This is a genomic window from Streptomyces sp. NPDC002958, from assembly GCF_055563255.1.
On sequence record NZ_JBVHDS010000009.1, the window covers coordinates 240,079 to 258,375 of the forward strand.

16 protein-coding genes, 1 tRNA gene and 1 pseudogene are annotated in these 18,297 nt (G+C 71.1%); 6 read left to right on the forward strand and 12 right to left on the reverse strand.

Annotated features, from left to right (window positions below; all coding sequences use genetic code 11):
* Nucleotides 1–29: 29 nt before the first annotated feature.
* Nucleotides 30–626 (forward strand): histidine phosphatase family protein, encoded by a 597-nt coding sequence (locus tag ACZ3IC_RS18795; protein WP_467417506.1) that lies wholly within the window; start codon nucleotides 30–32, stop codon nucleotides 624–626.
* 343 nt (nucleotides 627–969) lie between these two features.
* Here the strand turns inward: ACZ3IC_RS18795 and ACZ3IC_RS18800 are convergent, their stop codons facing one another.
* Nucleotides 970–2,325 carry a tetratricopeptide repeat protein gene (locus ACZ3IC_RS18800; protein WP_467417508.1) on the reverse strand — a complete coding sequence of 452 codons (1,356 nt, stop codon included), beginning with the start codon at nucleotides 2,323–2,325 and terminating at the stop codon, nucleotides 970–972.
* A 240-nt stretch (nucleotides 2,326–2,565) separates the two neighbouring features.
* Between ACZ3IC_RS18800 and ACZ3IC_RS18805 the strand changes: the two genes are divergently transcribed.
* From ACZ3IC_RS18805 to ACZ3IC_RS18815, 3 genes and pseudogenes are all read left to right on the forward strand, one after another.
* A complete protein-coding gene (locus ACZ3IC_RS18805) occupies nucleotides 2,566–3,033 on the forward strand; it encodes a hypothetical protein (RefSeq protein ID WP_467417510.1) in 468 nt (155 codons plus the stop codon).
* A 110-nt stretch (nucleotides 3,034–3,143) separates the two neighbouring features.
* Nucleotides 3,144–4,085, forward strand: a complete 942-nt coding sequence (locus ACZ3IC_RS18810) for a spermidine synthase (RefSeq protein WP_467417511.1) — start codon at nucleotides 3,144–3,146, stop codon at nucleotides 4,083–4,085.
* Nucleotides 4,086–4,132: 47 nt separating this feature from the next.
* Nucleotides 4,133–4,335, forward strand: a pseudogene (locus tag ACZ3IC_RS18815) (substrate-binding domain-containing protein); the annotation flags it as partial.
* Nucleotides 4,336–4,415: 80 nt separating this feature from the next.
* Here the strand turns inward: ACZ3IC_RS18815 and ACZ3IC_RS18820 are convergent.
* The 3 genes from ACZ3IC_RS18820 to ACZ3IC_RS18830 all read right to left on the reverse strand — a co-directional run bounded on the left by ACZ3IC_RS18820 (nucleotide 4,416) and on the right by ACZ3IC_RS18830 (nucleotide 6,462).
* Nucleotides 4,416–4,488, reverse strand: a tRNA-His gene (locus ACZ3IC_RS18820).
* Nucleotides 4,489–4,614: 126 nt separating this feature from the next.
* Nucleotides 4,615–5,217: an oligoribonuclease gene (gene orn, locus ACZ3IC_RS18825; protein WP_467417513.1), complete on the reverse strand. Its 603-nt coding sequence runs from the start codon at nucleotides 5,215–5,217 to the stop codon at nucleotides 4,615–4,617.
* A gap of 9 nt (nucleotides 5,218–5,226) precedes the next feature.
* Nucleotides 5,227–6,462, reverse strand: a complete 1,236-nt coding sequence (locus tag ACZ3IC_RS18830) for a helix-turn-helix domain-containing protein (protein ID WP_467417515.1) — start codon at nucleotides 6,460–6,462, stop codon at nucleotides 5,227–5,229.
* Between the two features lie 937 nt (nucleotides 6,463–7,399).
* Here ACZ3IC_RS18830 and ACZ3IC_RS18835 point away from each other — a divergent pair.
* Nucleotides 7,400–7,921, forward strand: coding sequence for a universal stress protein (locus ACZ3IC_RS18835; protein ID WP_467417516.1), 522 nt, complete (start codon nucleotides 7,400–7,402; stop codon nucleotides 7,919–7,921).
* A gap of 184 nt (nucleotides 7,922–8,105) precedes the next feature.
* Nucleotides 8,106–8,294, forward strand: a complete 189-nt coding sequence (locus tag ACZ3IC_RS18840; RefSeq protein ID WP_467417594.1) for a hypothetical protein — start codon at nucleotides 8,106–8,108, stop codon at nucleotides 8,292–8,294.
* Between the two features lie 164 nt (nucleotides 8,295–8,458).
* Here the strand turns inward: ACZ3IC_RS18840 and glmS are convergent, their stop codons facing one another.
* The 8 genes from glmS to ACZ3IC_RS18880 all read right to left on the reverse strand — a co-directional run bounded on the left by glmS (nucleotide 8,459) and on the right by ACZ3IC_RS18880 (nucleotide 18,273).
* A complete protein-coding gene (gene glmS / locus ACZ3IC_RS18845; protein ID WP_467417518.1) occupies nucleotides 8,459–10,288 on the reverse strand; it encodes a glutamine--fructose-6-phosphate transaminase (isomerizing) in 1,830 nt (609 codons plus the stop codon).
* A 44-nt stretch (nucleotides 10,289–10,332) separates the two neighbouring features.
* Nucleotides 10,333–10,608, reverse strand: a complete 276-nt coding sequence (locus ACZ3IC_RS18850; RefSeq protein WP_467417520.1) for a hypothetical protein — start codon at nucleotides 10,606–10,608, stop codon at nucleotides 10,333–10,335.
* A 568-nt stretch (nucleotides 10,609–11,176) separates the two neighbouring features.
* The gene (locus ACZ3IC_RS18855) at nucleotides 11,177–11,536 is read right to left on the reverse strand and encodes a hypothetical protein (RefSeq protein ID WP_467417522.1); all 360 of its coding nucleotides are present in this window, start codon (nucleotides 11,534–11,536) and stop codon (nucleotides 11,177–11,179) included.
* Nucleotides 11,533–12,174 (reverse strand): GNAT family N-acetyltransferase, encoded by a 642-nt coding sequence (locus ACZ3IC_RS18860; protein ID WP_467417524.1) that lies wholly within the window; start codon nucleotides 12,172–12,174, stop codon nucleotides 11,533–11,535. The genes ACZ3IC_RS18855 and ACZ3IC_RS18860 overlap by 4 nt, the downstream gene beginning before the upstream one ends.
* 258 nt (nucleotides 12,175–12,432) lie before the next feature.
* Nucleotides 12,433–13,599 (reverse strand): acyl-CoA dehydrogenase family protein, encoded by a 1,167-nt coding sequence (locus tag ACZ3IC_RS18865; protein WP_467417526.1) that lies wholly within the window; start codon nucleotides 13,597–13,599, stop codon nucleotides 12,433–12,435.
* Between the two features lie 27 nt (nucleotides 13,600–13,626).
* On the reverse strand, nucleotides 13,627–14,568 hold the full coding sequence (locus ACZ3IC_RS18870) for a hydroxymethylglutaryl-CoA lyase (RefSeq protein ID WP_467417528.1): 942 nt from the start codon (nucleotides 14,566–14,568) through the stop codon (nucleotides 13,627–13,629).
* Nucleotides 14,565–16,652 carry an acetyl/propionyl/methylcrotonyl-CoA carboxylase subunit alpha gene (locus ACZ3IC_RS18875; protein WP_467417589.1) on the reverse strand — a complete coding sequence of 696 codons (2,088 nt, stop codon included), beginning with the start codon at nucleotides 16,650–16,652 and terminating at the stop codon, nucleotides 14,565–14,567. The genes ACZ3IC_RS18870 and ACZ3IC_RS18875 overlap by 4 nt, the downstream gene beginning before the upstream one ends.
* Nucleotides 16,653–16,665: 13 nt before the next feature.
* On the reverse strand, nucleotides 16,666–18,273 hold the full coding sequence (locus ACZ3IC_RS18880; protein ID WP_467417530.1) for a carboxyl transferase domain-containing protein: 1,608 nt from the start codon (nucleotides 18,271–18,273) through the stop codon (nucleotides 16,666–16,668).
* Nucleotides 18,274–18,297 lie beyond the last annotated feature (24 nt).

Sequence of the window (18,297 nt, forward strand, 5' to 3'; positions counted from 1 at the left end):
CTCAGATCTCAGTTTCAGGGAGAGCCGTCATGGCACCGCGCATCCTGCTCGCCCGGCACGGCCAGACGGAATGGTCCGTCAAGGGCAATCACACCGGCAGGACGGACATCCCCCTGCTCGACACCGGCCGGGCGGGCGCCAAGCTCCTCGGCGAGCGGCTGCGGCACAAGCCGTGGGCGGACCTGCCGGACCTCGAAGTCCGCACCAGTCCGCTGCTGCGGGCCAAGGAGACCTGCGACATCGCGGGGTTCGCGGACCGGGCCGAGCCGTGGGACGCGCTGCTGGAGTGGGACTACGGGGCGTACGAGGGGATGACTCCGGCACAGATCAAGGCGATCCGTCCCGACTGGTTCATCTGGCGTGACGGGGTGCCGGAGGGGGAGACCCTGGCCGAGCTGTCCGCCCGCGCCGACGAGATCGTCGACTGGGCCCGTTCGGCCGACCGCGACGTCCTGGTCTTCGCCCACGGTCACATCCTGCGTGCGCTGGGGGCGCGGTGGCTCGGCGAGGACGTGTCGTTCGCGGCGCGCATCCGGCTCGATCCGACGTCGCTGTCGGTGCTGGGGTGGGCGTACGGGGCGCCCGCGATCGAACGCTGGAACGACACGGGCCACCTGGACCGGTAGGTCCTGCCGCCCCGGCAGGAGGGACCTCGACCGCCGGGCGGGCTTGAACCCCTGCCTCGGTCCGCGGTCCGGGGCAGGGGTTCTGTCCTCAAGCGCCCCAGGTGTTCGGTCCCGGGAGGTTGTGGACGGGTGATTCAGGTCTCGGCTGAGGGATCTTGAACGGGTGAGGGCCTTCCGGGTTCGGTGTGGATTGCGACGTCTACACCGACCGAAAGACCCTCGTGTCTCACCGTAATGCACCCTGACCGAGACCGGCCGCCTGCGTCTGAATCGCTGCGTGGTCGAGGACGGAACCGGTTACGCGGTGCGGGGTGCATGGCATGCGGCCCGTCCGGCGAACCCCCTACGCGCCCGCCTTCGGCTCCGCGTACCGCTCCAGGAACCCCCGTACCTCCACCTCACCCCGCTGCGGCGCCAACACCCCCGCCGCCCCCGTCAGCATCGCCCGGATGCGGGACGACTGGACCCGGTCCAGCAGGTCCAGCACCTGATGGCCCGCCGTCGCCGCCTCCGCGGCCCGGCCCGCCCGGGCGAGGTCCGTGGTCAGCTCGGCCCGGTACAGCGCCAGGTTCCGGGTGAAGTGCGGGTCCTGGAGCCGCGTCGCCCGCCGCGCATGACGGGCCGCCCGCGACCAGTCGCCCAGCGCCGACCAGCACTGCGCCTCCAGCATCTCCAGCTCCGCCTCCCGGAAGAAGGTCATCCACTCCGGATCGGCCTCGGACGGCCCCCGGCCGAACGCGGTGTGTGCCCGGCCGATCGCCCGTTCGCAGCCCGTACGGTCCCCGAGCCCCGCCCAGCCCCCCGCCTCCCGCAGCGCGAGCAGCGCGAGCAGCCGCGGCGAGCCCAGCGGCTGCGCCGCCCGCTGCCCGGCCTCGGCCGCGCGTACGGACTCGCGGGGCCGCCCCGTGTCCCGGGCCAGGAACGACGTATTGCAGAACGCGTGCGCCTCCAGCGCCGCGTCACCCGCCACCCGCGCCGTGGCCAGAGCCTCCGCATAGTGCGAGCGGGCGTCCTCCAACCGGCCCGAGTCATGGGCCAGCCAGCCCACCGAGATGGCCAGCTCACCCGCCCCCGCATGCAGCCGGTCGGCCGTGCAGCGCTTGGTGGTGGCCCCGGAGTCGAGCAGCGCGTACGCCGCCCGCAGCGGCTGGGACGCCCTTCGATACAGGCCGTCACCGCCGTGCCGGTCGTCGAGCAGCCGGATCTGTCGTACCGCCTTCTCGACGGCGCTGACCTCGGCCTCGCCGACCCGGTGCCGGTCGGGCAGGGCGGCGGCAGCGGCGGACGTGCCGCCGAGGCCGAGACCCAGGGTTGCGGCCGCCATCGCGGTGGAGCCGCTCGTCATGAATACGCGACGCAGCACGTCGCTCTCCTCGTCGGTGTCGCTGTGGAGCGTCATAGGGGGCGGTGGGGGTTCGGCGGTGGCCCGCACCCCCCGGCCGCGTACGGTTTCGCGCGGTGAGAAGCCCAGGTCCGCCAGGGTCTTCCCGGGGAACATGTGTAGGAAGACCCGCTCGTACGCGTAGTTGGGGCAGCGGATCTCGCCGGACTCCACGCGTCCGATGTACCGGGCGTCGCACGCGACCTGCTCGCCGATCTCGCGGGCGGACCTGCGTACCGCGGCAGCGAACTCCCCGGCGGAGCGCTGTCCGCGCAGCCGCCGGAAGGCGAGGTTGGGAACTGCCCCTGTCGACACCATGGCTGAGCCCTCTCTGGTGCAGCCGGGCTCCTGCTTCCGGTGTCCCGGCGGAGCAAGAACGTACCGGCTGTGACCGGCCGCACACGCGGCGTTTGCCAATAAAGGGGATATCTCGCCCACGATCCGCCATGAACTGCCACCCTTTGCGGCGGCGTGGCACCGTAGCCCTTGACGCCGTCGGCGCGTTGGTTCACGTGGAGACGGAATCCGGCTCCGCCCGGCGATGAGAGGAGAGGTCCCTTGTTGCATCTCGGCACGGAGACCGGCTCGCGGACGACTGCGACGACCCCGGCCGCAACGGGCGCCCCGGCGCCCGCCGCACCCACCGAACCCACCGCGCCCACGGACGACCACGGCGCCGAACCCTGTGACCTGGTGACCGTCCCGGCCCGCCAGGGACTGGAGGCCGTGGACATCCTGCGCCGCGGCGCCGACCAGGAGGCCGTCGGGCCCGTCCTGCACGACGGCGCCTGCGACACCCTCGGCTTCCTGGTACCCCCGGGGACCGCCGAGGCCTGGGACGTACCGGGCAGTGCCTGTACGCAGACCGACGGCCGCGGGCTGCGCATCAGCGCCGATCCGCCCGTCACCGGCAGCGGCTGGCTGCTGCCGCCCGAGGGCGACGCCCCGGTCACCGACCCGGCCGTGCTGCGGGCCGCTCTGGACCAGGCGGCCCGGCTGATCGAGGCGGCCGACAACTGCTGCTGACCGCCGGCTCCTCGCCCGCCCGCCCATAATGGGCCGGTGGCCGGTTCTTCCCGGCACGGCCGGGCCCGTACCGGCCCGGAGCGACGAGCAGTGAGCAGGTACGAGCAGCAGTGGCACGTCGAGGAGCGTCGAGCGCAGGCGCGGGCGCCCGTAAGCGGTCCGACCGCAAGGTCGACAGCAGGACCGAACGCGGAGCCGGGCGCTCGGGCGCCGGGCGCAGGACGGAGCCCCTCGCCGAACCCGTCGACGGCGGCCTCGCCGAGCTGGTGCCCGACCGGGAGCGCCCGCACGCCTGGACACTGACGCTGGACGGCGCCCCCCAGTCCCATGTGGACCTCGACGACCCCACGTATCTGTCCTTCGAGTACCAGCGCAGGATCGGCCACATCGCCGACCTGGTCGCACCCCCTGGGCAGCCCCTGCACGTGGTGCACCTGGGCGGCGGCGCCTTCACGCTCGCCCGCTACATCGCCGCGACCCGGCCCCGCTCCACCCAGCAGATCGTCGAGGTGGACGCCGCGCTCGTCCAATTCGTCCGCCGGGAGCTGCCGCTGGACCCGCAGGCCAGGATCCGGGTCCGCGCCACCGATGCCCGCGCCGGGCTCGGGAAGATCCAGGACGGCTGGGCGGATCTCGTCATCGCCGATGTCTTCAGCGGGGCCCGTACCCCCGCACACCTCACCAGCACCGAGTTCCTCGCCGAGGTACGCCGGGTCCTGAAGCCCGGCGGGAGTTACGTGGCCAACCTCGCGGACGGTCCGCCGCTGACCCATCTGCGCGGCCAGATCGCCACCGCGGCCACGGCCTTCCCCGAACTGGCGCTCGCCGCCGACCCGACCGTGTGGCGCGGCCGCCGCTTCGGCAACGCCGTGCTGCTCGCCTCGGATCTGCCGCTGAAGGTCGCGGAGCTGACCCGCCGGGTGGCGACCGATCCGCACCCCGGACGCGTCGAACACGGGCGGGCACTCGCCGACTTCACGGGCGGCGCGGCGGCGGTGAGCGACGCGGACGCCCGACCGTCACCGGCGCCGCCGCCCTCGGCCTTCGGCTAGCCGGCGCCCCTCCCGGCAGGCTTTCCACGCCGACGACCCGCTGCCGGGCGGGCCGGCGCATCCCGGGCGATGTGGCTGTCATCGGCTTCGACGACCCGGCCGTGGCCCGGCGCTCACCAGCGTGCGCCAGCCGATCGAGGAGACGGGCCGCACGATGGCCCGCGCACTGCTCCAGGAGATCGCGGGCGAGAACCAGGAGCGTCCGCAGAGCGTGCTCCCCACGGAACTGATCGTCCGCGACTGCTCGTGACGGCCGTCACGCAGCCGCCCGGTGAGGGGGGATCAGATACGAGAAGGGCCCCGGTCGATGACCGGGGCCCTTCTCTTCAGGGTGAGTAACGGGACTCGAACCCGCGACATCCTGGACCACAACCAGGTGCTCTACCATCTGAGCTATACCCACCATGCCCGGTCTTTTTCTGACCGGCCGAGAAAAAGTGTACAGGGTCCGAGAGGGTGCTCGCGCCCCAGTTGTTCAGCCGCTGATCCCAGCCCCCGAAAGGCCTATGACCAGCGGCTTCACAAAGCCCTACGGCGTGGGCGGTGCGACGCGCGCCGCAATCGCCTTGGCGCGCTCCGAGTCCGGCCCGGGCTGCGGCACGAAGATCGCCTCGCGGTAGTAGCGCAGCTCCGTGATGGAGTCACGGATGTCCGCGAGCGCCCGGTGGTTGCCGTTCTTGTCCGGACTGTTGAAGTACGCCCTCGGGTACCAGCGGCGCGCCAGCTCCTTGACCGAGGAAACATCGACGATCCGGTAGTGGAGGTAGCCCTCCAGAGCCGACATGTCCCGCGCCAGGAAGCCGCGGTCGGTGGATACCGAGTTTCCGCAGAGCGGGGCCTTGCCGGGCTCCTTCACATGCTCGCGGACGTAGGCCAGCACCTGGGCCTCGGCGTCGGCCAGGGTGGTGCCCCCGGCCAGCTCGTCGAGGAGACCCGAGGCGGTGTGCATCTGGCGCACCACCTCGGGCATCGTCTCCAGGGCCGCGTCCGGCGGGCGGATCACGATGTCCACCCCTTCGCCGAGCACGTTCAACTCCGAGTCGGTGACCAGCGCGGCCACCTCGATGAGTGCGTCTTCCGTCAACGAGAGCCCGGTCATCTCGCAGTCGATCCATACCATGCGGTCGTTCATGACCCCACCCTACGGGGCACTCCGTTGACCCGGCAGGGCCGGGCGTCCGGTGACGTACGCGTCGGGGCCCGGTTTCCCGGGCTCCGGCTGCCCCGTCCCGACCGTCGCCGACGTGACGACATGCGGACCCGGTGGGGCGGCCGCAGCCGTGGCATGCCGGCCCGTCGAGGCGCCCTGCGCGGGCACGATCGGCTCGACTACCGCGGCGACCGCCTCCGTACCACCGCCCTGCGGACGACGGGCCCGGTAGGCGGCCCGGTACGCGGCGGGGGAGGCGCCCAGCTGGCGCCGGAAGTGTCCGCGCAGCGCGACCGGCGAGCGGAAGCCGCAGCGGCCCGCGACCTCGTCGACGGAGTACTCGGACGTCTCCAGCAGTCGCTGCGCCTGCAGCACCCGCTGGGTGATCAGCCACTGGAGCGGTGCGCTGCCGGTGAGCGAGCGGAACCTGCGGTCGAAGGTCCTCCTGCTCATGTAGGCGCGCGCGGCCAGCGTCTCCACGTCGAACTGCTCGTGGAGGTGCTCCAGCGCCCAGGCCACGACCTCGGCGAGCGGGTCGGAGCCGATCTCCTCAGGTAAAGACCTGTCGAGGTAGCGCTCCTGGCCGCCACTGCGCCGCGACGGCACGACGAGCCGGCGGGCCAGTGCCCCGGCGGCCTCCGTGCCGTGGTCCGTGCGGACTATGTGCAGACAGAGATCGATCCCGGCCGCTGTCCCGGCGGAGGTGAGCACATCGCCGTCGTCGACGAAAAGCTCACGCGGATCGACATGGACCGACGGATAGCGCTTGGCCAGCGTCGGTGCGTACATCCAGTGCGTGGTCGCCGGGCGGCTGTCCAGCAGACCGGCGGCGGCGAGCACGAACGCCCCGGTGCACAGCCCGACGATGCGGGCCCCTTCCTCATGGGCGCGGCGCAGCGCGTCCAGCGCCTCCGTGGGCGGTGGCGAGGTGATCGAGCGCCAGGCGGGCACCACGACGGTGCCGGCCCTGCTGATCGCCTCCAGCCCGTACGGCGCGGTGAGTTCGAGTCCTCCGGTGGTCCGCAGCGGTCCCTCTTCCCCGCCGCAGACGAGGAGTCGGTAGCGCGGAACTCCTGCGTCCTGCCGGTCGATTCCGAACACGGAGAGCGGGATCGAGCTCTCGAAGATGGGGCCGCCGCTGAACAGCAGAACGGCGACGACTTCCCGTCGTCGACGTCCACCGAGCTTCCGTACAGCCTCCGTTGTGGCGGCGGAGTCCTGGCTCATGACGCTAAGCCCCCCTCAGTGTTCGCGTCTTCCTGGTCCTTGCGGGCCTGTCGCTCCTGCACTTTTCCCCTCGGTCCTGCACGAGTCCCCGTCTTCGATACCCAAGATCGAATCTACTGCGTCCCGTGGTGCCGACGTGACAAGTTCACCAACCGGCGTTATGTCGACAAGGCAACTTGGCGGGAAGCATTCGATCACGAAGGGTTTCATTCAGCGGCCGTGCAGGGAAGTGCGCCTCGCCTTGATGGCCCGTCCCCGTCGGGTGGAAGCGTACCGCGCGGTCTCTTCCTGCCTGGTGGCAAGGGGGTTGATCGGCCAATTCGGCAAGGAAGCGACAGGGGTGTGAAGTTGGCTGAAAATAGCCGGTTGTGCGTACGTGATTCAGTCATTCGACCGGCGCACAACCCCGATGGGGCGGCCGCTTCTTTGCGCCCCCAGGCAGGTCGGACGGCTGATTGTGCGGAATGGCGCGGCGGTGCCGGAGGACGGTGAATCCCGACCGGCGGGCCGGTATCGGTCCGCGGCCGTCCGGAGGGCTCCGGGCGGGGCGGACGGGCCGTATTGGACGCGGTGTGACTCCAGGGAGTGGATCGCCGGCCCGTCGGTCGGTGAAGGAGCGGTGATCCACTCCGGGGTGCGGCGATTGCGCGGTGGGGCGGAGCCGGTGACGGATGCGGCCTCGTTCGTCACCGAGGGGGGCCGTCCGGGCGCGGCATCGTCGGTGTACAGCACAACCGGCATTGCCATACGGGTCCGCCTCGGGCATGCTCCGTGAAACGTCGCACGCGCTTTGCGTGGGTCTGGGCAGTGGAGGAGTGGCGCCGTACCCTTGGGGGTAAGGGGTTGGGAAGATGCTTCCCGGACACCGCAACACCGCCCGCTGACGCACCTTCCCCAAGTCGCTCTCCTCACGAGGACTCTCTTCGCCGAGACATCGATGGCCGGTCACGAAATCCCCGAACCCGCCGACCGCAAGCAGGTAGCCGACCCCATGTCGGACCCGCAGGCGGCCGAAGAAACACGTCACTCCTGCGATCCCGCCTTCCGGCATGGGGTCGTGGTCGGCTTCGATGGCTCGACCTCCAGTGAGCGCGCCCTCGCATACGCCATCGGCATGGCCCGAAGATCAGGTTCCGGCCTGATCATCGTCCATGTCGCCAATCGGCTGCCGACCACCGTCTGGGCAGGCTGCGAGCCGCCCGTGTTCGTCGATGTGCCCGATCACCGCACCGAGGTGCTCGGCCTGGAGCTTGCCTGCGCGGACTACCTCTCCGAGGTTCCCTGGGTTCTCGTCGAGCGCGGCGGGGACATCTGTCACGAGCTGGAGGAGGTCGGCCGGGAGTACTCGGCCGACGCCATCGTCGTCGGCTCCACGCACGGCATCGCCGGCCGCATCTTCGGCTCGGTGGCGGGGCGTCTCGCGCGGCGCGCACAGCGCCCGGTCGTCGTCATTCCCTGACCTTTCCCCGCCCCACCGATCCCTTTCAGCACCCCTTTCACGAGGGTCGGACCCCGCAGTCGGCATGGCGTCAACTCGCCTGTGAAAACCGGCAACCTAACGATGTTCAGGGGGATTGTGCGCTTGCGAAGGGTGCATAAAGGCCACTGGGAAGCAGGAGCACTGCATGTGACGGGAGCCCGCCGTGGACAATGACGTCTCTGCGGGATCCTCCGGCACCGCTGCCCTCGGCCATCTCGCCCTGGGGCTCACCCTGTTGGCATTCGGTATCGGTCACACCGGGGTCGTGGACGGTGTGACGGCGGCACTGGCCAACTGGCCCACGGCGCTGCCGGGGCGTGCTGCCGGCCGAGGGGTGGCGGCCACCGGCTGAGGCAGCGGCCCGGCCGGTGCGGCAGGGGAGGCACCGGCTCCGATGGGACAGAAGCGGCTCCGATGGAACCGGCCCCGACGGGGCGGCCCCGATGGAGCGGCCCCGTACCCACGGTGGCGGTGGGTTCGGAGCCGCTCTGCCGGGTACGGCCCGGACAGCGATGCCTACTCGACGGTGACGGACTTCGCCAGGTTGCGCGGCTTGTCGATGTCACGGCCCATGGCCAGCGCCGTGTGGTACGCGAAGAGCTGGAGCGGAATGCCCATCAGGATCGGATCCAGCTCGTTCTCGTTCTTCGGTACGACGATGGTGTGGTCGGCCTTCTCCTGCACCTGGTGGGCGACGGCGAGGATACGGCCGCTGCGGGCCTTGATCTCCTCCATCGCGGCGCGGTTCTTCTCCAGCAGGTCGTCGTCCGGCACGATCGCGACCGTCGGCATCGCGGGCTCGATCAGCGCCAGCGGCCCGTGCTTCAGTTCGGAGGCGGGGTACGCCTCCGCGTGGATGTACGAGACCTCCTTGAGCTTCAGCGAGGCCTCGCGGGCGACGGGGTAGCCACGCACCCGCCCGATGAACATCATCGACTTGGCGTCCGCGTACTCCGCGGCCAGCTTCTTGATCTCGTCCTCGTTGGCCAGGATCTCGCTGATCTGGGCGGGCAGCCTGCGCAACCCCTCGATGATCCGCTTGCCGTCGGCGACCGACAGATCCCGGATGCGGCCCAGGTGCAGGGCGAGGAGCGCGAACGCGACGACCGTGTTCGTGAAGCACTTGGTGGAGACGACACAGACCTCCGGGCCGGCGTGGACGTACGTACCGCCGTCAGCCTCCCGGGCGATCGCCGAACCCACCACGTTGACGACACCGAGTACCCGGGCGCCCTTGCGCTTGAGCTCCTGGACGGCCGCCAGCACGTCGTACGTCTCACCGGACTGGGAGACGGCGACATACAGGGTGTCGGGGTCGACGACCGGGTTGCGGTAGCGGAACTCGGAGGCGGGCTCGGCGTCCGCGGGGATACGGGCCAGTTCCTCGATCAGCTGCGCGCCGATCTGGCCCGCGTGGTACGAGGTGCCGCAGCCAAGGATCTTGATCCGGCGGACCCCGCGCGCCTCACGGGCATCCAGGTTGAGGCCGCCGAGGTGCACGGTGGAGAACCGGTCGTCGATCCGGCCGCGGAGCACCCGGTCGACGGCGTCGGCCTGCTCGGAGATCTCCTTGTGCATGTACGTGTCGTGGCCACCCATGTCGTACGACTCGGCCTCCCACTCCACGGTGGTCGGCGTGGCCGTCGTGGACGAGCCCTCCGTCGTGTACGTACGGAAGTCGTCGGCCTTGAGGGTGGCCATCTCGCCGTCGTCGAGGGTGACGACCTGGCGGGTGTGGGCGACCAGCGCGGCGACGTCCGAGGCGACGAACATCTCCTTCTCGCCGATGCCGAGCACGACCGGGGAGCCGTTGCGGGCGACCACGATGCGGTCGTTGAAGTCGGCGTGCATGACGGCGATGCCGTATGTGCCCTCGACCGAGCGCAGCGCCTGGCGGACCTTCTCCTCCAGGGTCTCCGCCTGGGCACGGGCGATCAGGTGGACCAGCACCTCGGTGTCGGTCTCGGAGAGGAAGACGACTCCGTCGGCGACCAGCTTCGCGCGGAGCTCGGAGGCGTTGTCGATGATGCCGTTGTGGACGACGGCGACCTTGTTGTCGGCGTCCAGGTGCGGGTGTGCGTTCTCGTCGCTCGGGGCGCCGTGGGTGGCCCAGCGGGTGTGTGCGATCCCGGTGGTGCCGGTGAAACGCTTGGGAACGCGGGCCTCCAGCTCGCGGACCCGGCCCTTCGCCTTGACCATCTTCAGCGCGGCGGGCTTCTGGGCCGACGCCTTGCCGCTGATGACGATGCCCGCGGAGTCGTAACCCCGGTACTCCAGCCGCTGCAGCCCTTCCAGCAGCAGCGGGGCCACATCACGCTTCCCGATGTATCCGACGATTCCGCACATAGAGTCTCTGCCCCTCCATCGATGTACTGGTGTGTGCCCGTTGCTCAGCCGTAGACGATGCGGCGCAGCTGGCGGAGCGAGAGCTCCGGCGGCGCGACCGCCCGATGCGGCAACTCGGCCGCGATCCGCTCGAAGATCTCCGCGTTCACCAAGCCGCCGGACTGAAGTTCGCGGTGGCGGCGGCGGACGAAGTCGTCGGTCGTCTCGTCGAAGTACGCCAGCACGTCGAGGATCACCCGGGTGGCTTCACCGCGCTGGAGCGCGGTGCTGCGCACCAGGTGATCGATGAGGTCGTCATGCGACGGGCGGCGTTCGGGCACTCGTTGATATTGCGGTGGACGGGGCGCTTACGCAACAATTCTGCCCGATATCGGGCAGGGAAGGGTGTGATTGCGCTCTCGGGCGGGCTGGAGGGGGGTGGGAAGGCGGCAGGGGGCGCGTTCGGGACGCCTTGGGAGGCATGCCCGGCGATGATGACGCCTGGAGGCACGCCTGGGCACGCCTGGAGACGCCTCGGACGGCCTGCTTGGCGGCCGCGGCCGCCGCCCGCAGTCGCCCGCGGCCACGCACGACTGGGACGCGTACAAGGTGCGGCTGGGTGCGCAGGGGCCGAGGTTCTCGGCGCTCGGCGTCGACTACTACCGGGCGCCGCAGGTCCCGTGGCAGCCGGACTGACCCGAGGCGGCCGGGACGGGTGCGGTGACCGCGCGCCGGACCTCCTGGCGTCGGAGGGGGCTTGGACGAGTCCGTCCGGCGCCAGGCGCCATGGCACCCCTGTAGAGGGCGCCTGCGGCCGGTGCCCGTGGGCTGGTGCCGGTCCGGCGGTCAGGGGCGTGACCGGCCCTGTTCGCCGGACATCGCCGACGTCTCGCGCGGCTGCCGGTGCGTTCACCAGACCAGGACCCCGCCGCCCACCGCCCGCGCCCGCAGAGCGGCGCGAGTGATGTTGGCGAGCCGGGCGGCCACGTAGTCCTCCCCGTAGCCGCTGTGCGCACCGAGGGCCGCCGTATGCCCGCGCAGCAGCTCGCACTCGGCCAGGAAGTCCTCGATTTCCTCCGGCTGCACATACAGATCATCGGCTGCCAGCTCGGGCAAGAACCGGGCACCGAGCGCCCGCGCCCGTTCCGACCCCCAGAGCTTGGTCCGGCTGCTCTCGAAGCCGGCCATGTCGCCGCCGTCCTCGGGGCCGTCGAGAAGATGCGACGTCCCCTGCTCGTCGTAGACGAAGGTGTGCACAAGCAGCGTCATGCCCCGAACGCCTCCCGGCAGCCGTCGAGCCCCTCGACCGTGACCTCGACGGTCCGGTGCTCCTCCCAGCGGGCCCGGTCCAGTCGCAGGCGTTGCACGGTGACGCGTGCGCCCCGCACCGAGGCGACCTCATGGCCGTCCGGGAGGTAGCCGAGCCTGCGCGAGACGCCGAGCGAGCGCGGGTTGTCGGTCAGCGCGGCCGATGTCGCGGTACGGGCCCCGAGGCCCGCGAAGGCCAGATGCAGAGCGGCGGCCCGCATCTCGGTGCCGATGCCCTTCCCCTGGTGGGCCAGACCCAGCCACGACCCCGTGTCGACCTCACCGGTCACGGCGAAGTCCTTCCCCATCATGTCCTGCCGCCCGACCACCTCGCCCTCGTGCAGCACGGCGAGACTCAGCGTCCACTCCCGCACCGACCAGTCGGCGACGGTCCCCAGCACATGCTGGAACACCGCCTTGCCGCGTCCGGCGGGCGACGCGTCGGTCCAGGGAACCGTGAACGGCATACGGTCCGGCGCGTGCACCCCGTCGGCGGCGACCGACGCGAGCTCGTTCAGCAACTCCAGGTCGGGGAGGCGCAGTTCCAGACGGGGCGTGCGGAGGCGGAGCCCGTACAGGGGCCAGTGCTGCGGATTCATGCACGGACTCTGCCGTCCGCGCCCGACCGCTGTCCAACGAATTGCGCGGCTGTTTTTACCTCGCGGATTTCCCCGCGGTCGCCGATGCGGGTGTGACGGGCGCGCGGGCGGTCGGTCGGTGGAGGCGGGCGGTGAGGGGACGCCGAAGCCACCGCCGCCGAAGCCACCGCCCACTGGGAGCGCGACCTGCTCGGCAACGAGCTCCCCTGGGACGCCTGGCAGAACGAAGAGAAGAAGCGCGCCGATCGCCACCGTACGTCAGGCCGGCAGCCCCAGCTCCCTCGCGATCAGCATCCGCTGCACCTCGCTCGTGCCCTCGCCGATCTCCAGGATCTTGGAGTCGCGCCACATCCGGGCCACCGGGTACTCGTTCATGAAGCCGTAGCCGCCGTGGATCTGGGTCGCGTCGCGGGCGTTGTCCACCGCCACCGTCGACGAGTACAGCTTCGCGATCGCCGCCTCCTTCTTGAAGGGCTCGCCCGCCACCAGGCGGGACGCCGCGTCGCGCCAGCCGATGCGGGCCATGTGGGCGCGCATCTCCATGTCCGCGATCTTGAACTGGATGGCCTGGTTGGCGCCGATCGGCCTGCCGAAGGCGTGGCGCTCCTTGGCGTACTTCACCGATTCGTCCACACAGCCCTGCGCCAGGCCCGTGGACAGGGCGGCGATGGCGATCCGGCCCTCGTCCAGGATGCGCAGGAACTGGGCGTAGCCGCGTCCCTCCTCACCCAGCAGGTTCGCCAGGGGTACGCGGACGTCGGCGAAGGACAGTTCGCGGGTGTCCGAGGCGTTCCAGCCCACCTTGGAGTACGGGGCGGCGACCGTGAAGCCGGGGGTGCCGGACGGCACGATGATCGAGGAGATGAGCGGGGCGCCGTTCTCCTTGCGGCCGGTCACCGCCGTCACCGTGACCAGTTCCGTGATGTCCGTACCGGAGTTGGTGATGAAGCACTTGGAGCCGTTGATCACCCACTCGCCCGTGGCCTCGTCGCGCACCGCCGTCGTGCGGGTGCCGCCCGCGTCCGAGCCGGCGTCGGGCTCGGTCAGGCCGAACGCGCCGAGCGCCTCGCCCGAACAGAGCTTCGGCAGCCACTGCCGCTTCTGCTCCTCCGTACCGAAGTGGTAGACCGGCATCGCGCCGAGCGAGACCCCGGCCTCCAGCGTGATCGCCACGGACGAGTCGACCCGGGCCAGCTCCTCCAGGACGATCCCGAGGGCGAGGTAGTCGCCGCCCATGCCGCCGTACTCCTCGGGGAACGGCAGCCCGAACAGGCCCATCCTTCCCATCTCCCGCACGATTTCGTACGGGAACTCATGGCGCTCGTAGAAGTCGCCGATCTTCGGGGCGATCACATCGTGTGCGAACTCCTCGACGGTGCGACGCAGTTCCTCGTGTTCGGCGGTCAGCCGGTGGTCCAGGGACATGGCAGGTGTCACTCCTTGTGGGGGTGTTTATCGCACCGAGAGCGCGCGGACGGTACGGGACGGGCTGGGTCGGCCCAGCTGTTCGGCGAGCCACACGCTGGTGGCGGTGAGCCCGTCGAGGTCGACCCCGGTTTCGATGCCGAGGCCGTCGAGCATCCACACGAGGTCTTCGGTGGCGAGGTTCCCGGTCGCGCTCTTCGCGTACGGGCAGCCGCCGAGGCCGCCCGCGGAGGCGTCCACGGTGGTCACACCGTGCTGGAGCGCGGCGAGGGTGTTGGAGAGGGCCTGCCCGTACGTGTCGTGGAAGTGCACACCGATGGTGTTGGTGTGCACGCCCTCCTCGTTCAGCTCGGAGAGCAGGTCCTGCACATGGCCGGGCGTGGCGACGCCGATGGTGTCGCCGAGGGAGAGCTCGTCGCAGCCGAGGTCCATCAGCGCCTTGGCGATCCGGACGACCTGGTGGACGGGGACGGGACCCTCCCACGGGTCGCCGAAGCACATCGACAGATAGCCGCGGACGTGCACCTTGTCGGCCTTGGCCCGGGCGACGACCGGCTCGAACATGGCGAGCGACTCGTCGACGGTGCGGTTGAGATTGCGGGCGGCGAACGTCTCGGTCGCCGAGCCGAACACGGCGATGTGGCGGGCGCCGAGCGCCAGGGCCCGGTCCAAGCCGCGTTCGTTCGGTACGAGCACGGGCAGGGTGGCGCCCCGGATGTCACCGAGGAGGGGGAACAGGTCCTCCGCGTCGGCCAGTTGGGGCACCCACTTGGGGTGCACGAAGCTGGTCGCCTCGATGCTGGTCAGGCCCGCCGCGGCGAGGCGGTGGATGAACTCCGCCTTCACCTCGGTCGGTACGACGGACTTCTCGTTCTGCAGCCCGTCGCGGGCGCCGACCTCATGGATGCGTACCCGTGGGGGCAGATCCTGGGCGGGCACGGTCATGGGCAGGGTGCGGGTGGTGGTCATGCGTCCTCCCCGGGGTCGGCCGCGGGTGCCACCACGGCCAGGACCTGGTCCATGGCGACCGTGGCACCGGCGGTGACGTCCAGCTCGGTCACGGTCCCGGCGTGCGGGGCGGAGATGACGTGTTCCATCTTCATCGCCTCGACGACGAGCAGGCTCTGACCGGCCACGACCTCGTCCCCGACCGCCACCTTCACCACCGTGACCGTCCCCGGCATGGGCGCGGCGAGCGTGTCTGCCCCACAACGGGCGGCGCCGGCCAGCGACGCCTCCACGGGGTCGTGATCCTGTACGTGCCAGGTGTCGCCGTCGCGGCCCAGCCAGGTCCCCTCCGGGGATGCGGCATGGGTGAACGTATGGGTGACACCGGCGAGTTCGAGGGTGAGGCGGTGCGGGGACAGCTCGATCAGCCTGGCCGTCTCCTGGCCGCCGGGCATCGGAGCCAGTGGGCCGCAGGTGCCCGTCGCGGGCTCCGGCGGCTGTGCGCCCTCCCCGACATGGCCGAACGTCAGCTCGGTGCCCGCCGGGCAGGAGCGCAGCGAGACCTGCACCGGGTCGTGGCCCGGCAGCCGGAAGTCGAGCACCGTGCGGGCCGGGGTGCCGCCCAGCCGCCAGCCGCTCGCCACCGAGAACGGGTCCACCCAGCCGGGGACGGCTGCGGGGGTTGCGGACTCCGGTACACGCTGCCGCAGCAATGCCGCCGCCGCGTACACCTCCTCCGGCACTCCCTCCGGCACCAGACCGGCCACCTCGCGCTCGACCAGACCGGTGTCCAGATCACCCGCCACCACCGCCGGATGGGCGAGCAGCCGGCGCAGGAAGCCGGCGTTCGTCGGAACCCCGAGGATCACCGTCTCCGCGAGCGCCGCACGCAGCCGGCGCAGGGCGGCGGCGCGGTCGGGGCCGTAAGCGATGACCTTCGACAGCATCGGGTCGTACAGGCTGCCGACCTCGCCGCCCGCGCCGAGCCCGGAGTCCGTCCGTACGCCGTTGCCCTGCGGCTCGTGCAGCGCGAGCACCGTGCCGCCGGACGGCAGGAAACCGCGGAACGGGTCCTCCGCGCAGATCCGGGCCTCGATCGCATGGCCGGTGAGTGTGATGTCCTGCTGCCCGTACGGGAGTTTCTCGCCCGCCGCGACCCTCAGCTGCCACTCCACCAGGTCCAGGCCGGTGATCAGCTCGGTGACCGGGTGTTCGACCTGGAGGCGGGTATTCATTTCCATGAAGTAGTACGAGGCGGGGTCGTTGCCCGGGACGATGAACTCCACCGTGCCCGCGCCCACGTACCCGCAACTGCGGGCCGCCTGGACGGCCGCCTCGCCCATCGCCGCCCGGGTCTCCTCGTCGAGCAGGACGGACGGCGCCTCCTCGATGATCTTCTGGTGGCGGCGCTGGAGCGAGCACTCGCGCTCGCCGAGGTGGACCACATGGCCGTGGGCGTCCGCCAGCACCTGGATCTCGATGTGCCGGGGCCGGTCGATCCACCGCTCCACGAGCAGCGTGTCGTCACCGAACGAGGCCCGTGCCTCACGCCGGGCCGCCGCGATCTCGTCCGCGAGCCGCGCCTCGTCGCGCACCAGCCGCATGCCCTTGCCGCCGCCGCCCGCCGAGGGCTTCAGCAGCACCGGCATCCCGATCTCGCGGGCGGCATCGCCCAGCTGGGCATCGGTGAGCCCGCTCCCCGACGATCCGGGCACCACCGGAACCCCGGCCGCCGCGACCGTCTCCTTGGCCCGGATCTTGTCGCCCATCAGCGAGATGGCCCGGGCGGGCGGACCGATGAAGGTCAGCCCCGCCTCCGCGCACGCCCGCGCGAAGCCCGCGTTCTCGGCGAGGAATCCGTAACCGGGGTGCACGGCCTGCGCGCCGGTGTGGCGGGCCGCGTCCAGCAGCGCGGGCACGCTCAGATAGCTCATCGCGGCGGGCGCGGGCCCGATCCGTACCGCCGTATCGGCCTCCCGCACATGCCGGGCGTCGGCGTCCGCGTCACTGAATACGGCGACGGACCGCACACCCAGCTCGCGCAGGGTCCGGATGACCCGGACCGCGATCTCGCCGCGGTTGGCGACAAGAACGGTGTCGAACATCGTCATCTGTTCCTCACATCCGGAAGACGCCGAAGCCGGGTTCACCCAGCGGGGCGTTCGCACACGCGGTCAGAGCGAGCCCCAGCACCTGCCGGGTCTCCATCGGGTCGATCACACCGTCGTCCCAGAGCCGGGCCGTGGCGTAGTACGCGTTGCCCTGGGTCTCGTACTGCTCGCGGATCGGGGACTTGAAGGCCTCCTCGTCCGCCGCGCTCCAGTCGTCGCCCAGCTGGTCGCGCTTGACCGTCGCGAGGACGGACGCGGCCTGCTCGCCGCCCATGACGGAGATCTTGGCGTTGGGCCACATCCACAGGAAGCGCGGCGAGTAGGCCCGCCCGCACATCGAGTAATTACCCGCCCCGTACGACCCGCCGACCACCACCGTCAGCTTCGGCACACGGGTGCAGGCGACCGCCGTCACCATCTTGGCGCCGTGCTTGGCGATGCCGCCGGCCTCGTAGTCGCGCCCCACCATGAAGCCCGAGATGTTCTGCAGGAAGACCAGCGGGATGCCGCGCTGGTCGCACAGCTCGATGAAGTGGGCGCCCTTCTGGGCGGACTCGGAGAACAGGATGCCGTTGTTGGCGACGATCCCGACCGGGTGGCCGTGAATACGGGCGAAGCCGGTGATCAGCGTCGTCCCGTACTCCGCCTTGAACTCGGCGAACCGCGAGCCGTCCACCACCCGGGCGATCACCTCCCGTACGTCGTACGGCGTCCGGGAATCGACCGGAACGGCCCCGTACAACCCGGCGGGATCGACCTTCGGCTCCTCGACCGGCTTCACCGACCACGGAAGCGCACCGCGCTCCGGGAGCGTGGCGACGATGTTCCGCACGATCCGCAGCGCGTGCGCGTCGTCCTCGGCGAGATGGTCGGTCACCCCCGACGTACGGGAGTGCACCTCGCCGCCGCCGAGCTCCTCGGCCGTCACGACCTCGCCGGTCGCGGCCTTCACCAGCGGGGGACCGCCCAGGAAGATCGTGCCCTGGTTGCGGACGATCACGGCCTCGTCGCTCATCGCGGGGACGTACGCCCCGCCCGCCGTGCACGAGCCCAGCACCGCCGCGATCTGCGGAATCCCGGCCCCGGACATCCGGGCCTGGTTGTAGAAGATCCGGCCGAAGTGCTCCCGGTCCGGGAAGACCTCGTCCTGCATCGGCAGGAACGCCCCGCCCGAGTCGACGAGATACAGGCAGGGGAGCCGGTTCTCCAGCGCCACCTCCTGGGCACGGAGGTGTTTCTTCACGGTCATCGGGTAGTACGTGCCGCCCTTGACGGTCGCGTCATTGGCGACGATCACGCACTCCCGGCCGCTGACCCGGCCGATTCCGGCGATCACCCCGGCTGCCGGGGCGGCGCCCCCGTACAGCCCCTCGGCCGCCAGCGGAGCCAGCTCCAGAAAGGGCGAACCCGGATCGAGCAGGGCGTCCACCCGGTCCCTGGGCAGCAGCTTGCCGCGTGCCACATGCCGGGCACGGGCCTTCTCACCCCCGCCGAGCCTGGCCGTGGCGAGCCGCTTGCGCAGCTCGTCGGCGAGCGCGTGATGCGCCGCCTCGTTGGCCTGCCAGGCCTCGGAGGCGGGATCGGCCGCGCTCGCCAGCACCGGTGCCTGCTGCATCGTGTCGAGCCCCCTTGCCCGTAC

What these genes read in the sequence shown, in the direction of transcription:
- ACZ3IC_RS18830 (WP_467417515.1), bottom strand. Translation starts at nt 6,462, where the DNA reads ATGAGCCAGGACTCCGCCGCCACAACGGAGGCTGTACGGAAGCTCGGT.
- ACZ3IC_RS18855 (WP_467417522.1), bottom strand. Translation starts at nt 11,536, where the DNA reads ATGACGCTGCTTGTGCACACCTTCGTCTACGACGAGCAGGGGACGTCG.
- glmS (WP_467417518.1), bottom strand. Translation starts at nt 10,288, where the DNA reads ATGTGCGGAATCGTCGGATACATCGGGAAGCGTGATGTGGCCCCGCTG.
- ACZ3IC_RS18880 (WP_467417530.1), bottom strand. Translation starts at nt 18,273, where the DNA reads ATGCAGCAGGCACCGGTGCTGGCGAGCGCGGCCGATCCCGCCTCCGAG.
- ACZ3IC_RS18870 (WP_467417528.1), bottom strand. Translation starts at nt 14,568, where the DNA reads ATGACCACCACCCGCACCCTGCCCATGACCGTGCCCGCCCAGGATCTG.
- ACZ3IC_RS18795 (WP_467417506.1), top strand. Translation starts at nt 30, where the DNA reads ATGGCACCGCGCATCCTGCTCGCCCGGCACGGCCAGACGGAATGGTCC.
- ACZ3IC_RS18800 (WP_467417508.1), bottom strand. Translation starts at nt 2,325, where the DNA reads ATGGTGTCGACAGGGGCAGTTCCCAACCTCGCCTTCCGGCGGCTGCGC.
- ACZ3IC_RS18865 (WP_467417526.1), bottom strand. Translation starts at nt 13,599, where the DNA reads ATGTCCCTGGACCACCGGCTGACCGCCGAACACGAGGAACTGCGTCGC.
- ACZ3IC_RS18835 (WP_467417516.1), top strand. Translation starts at nt 7,400, where the DNA reads ATGGCCGGTCACGAAATCCCCGAACCCGCCGACCGCAAGCAGGTAGCC.
- ACZ3IC_RS18875 (WP_467417589.1), bottom strand. Translation starts at nt 16,652, where the DNA reads ATGTTCGACACCGTTCTTGTCGCCAACCGCGGCGAGATCGCGGTCCGG.
- orn (WP_467417513.1), bottom strand. Translation starts at nt 5,217, where the DNA reads ATGAACGACCGCATGGTATGGATCGACTGCGAGATGACCGGGCTCTCG.
- ACZ3IC_RS18860 (WP_467417524.1), bottom strand. Translation starts at nt 12,174, where the DNA reads ATGAATCCGCAGCACTGGCCCCTGTACGGGCTCCGCCTCCGCACGCCC.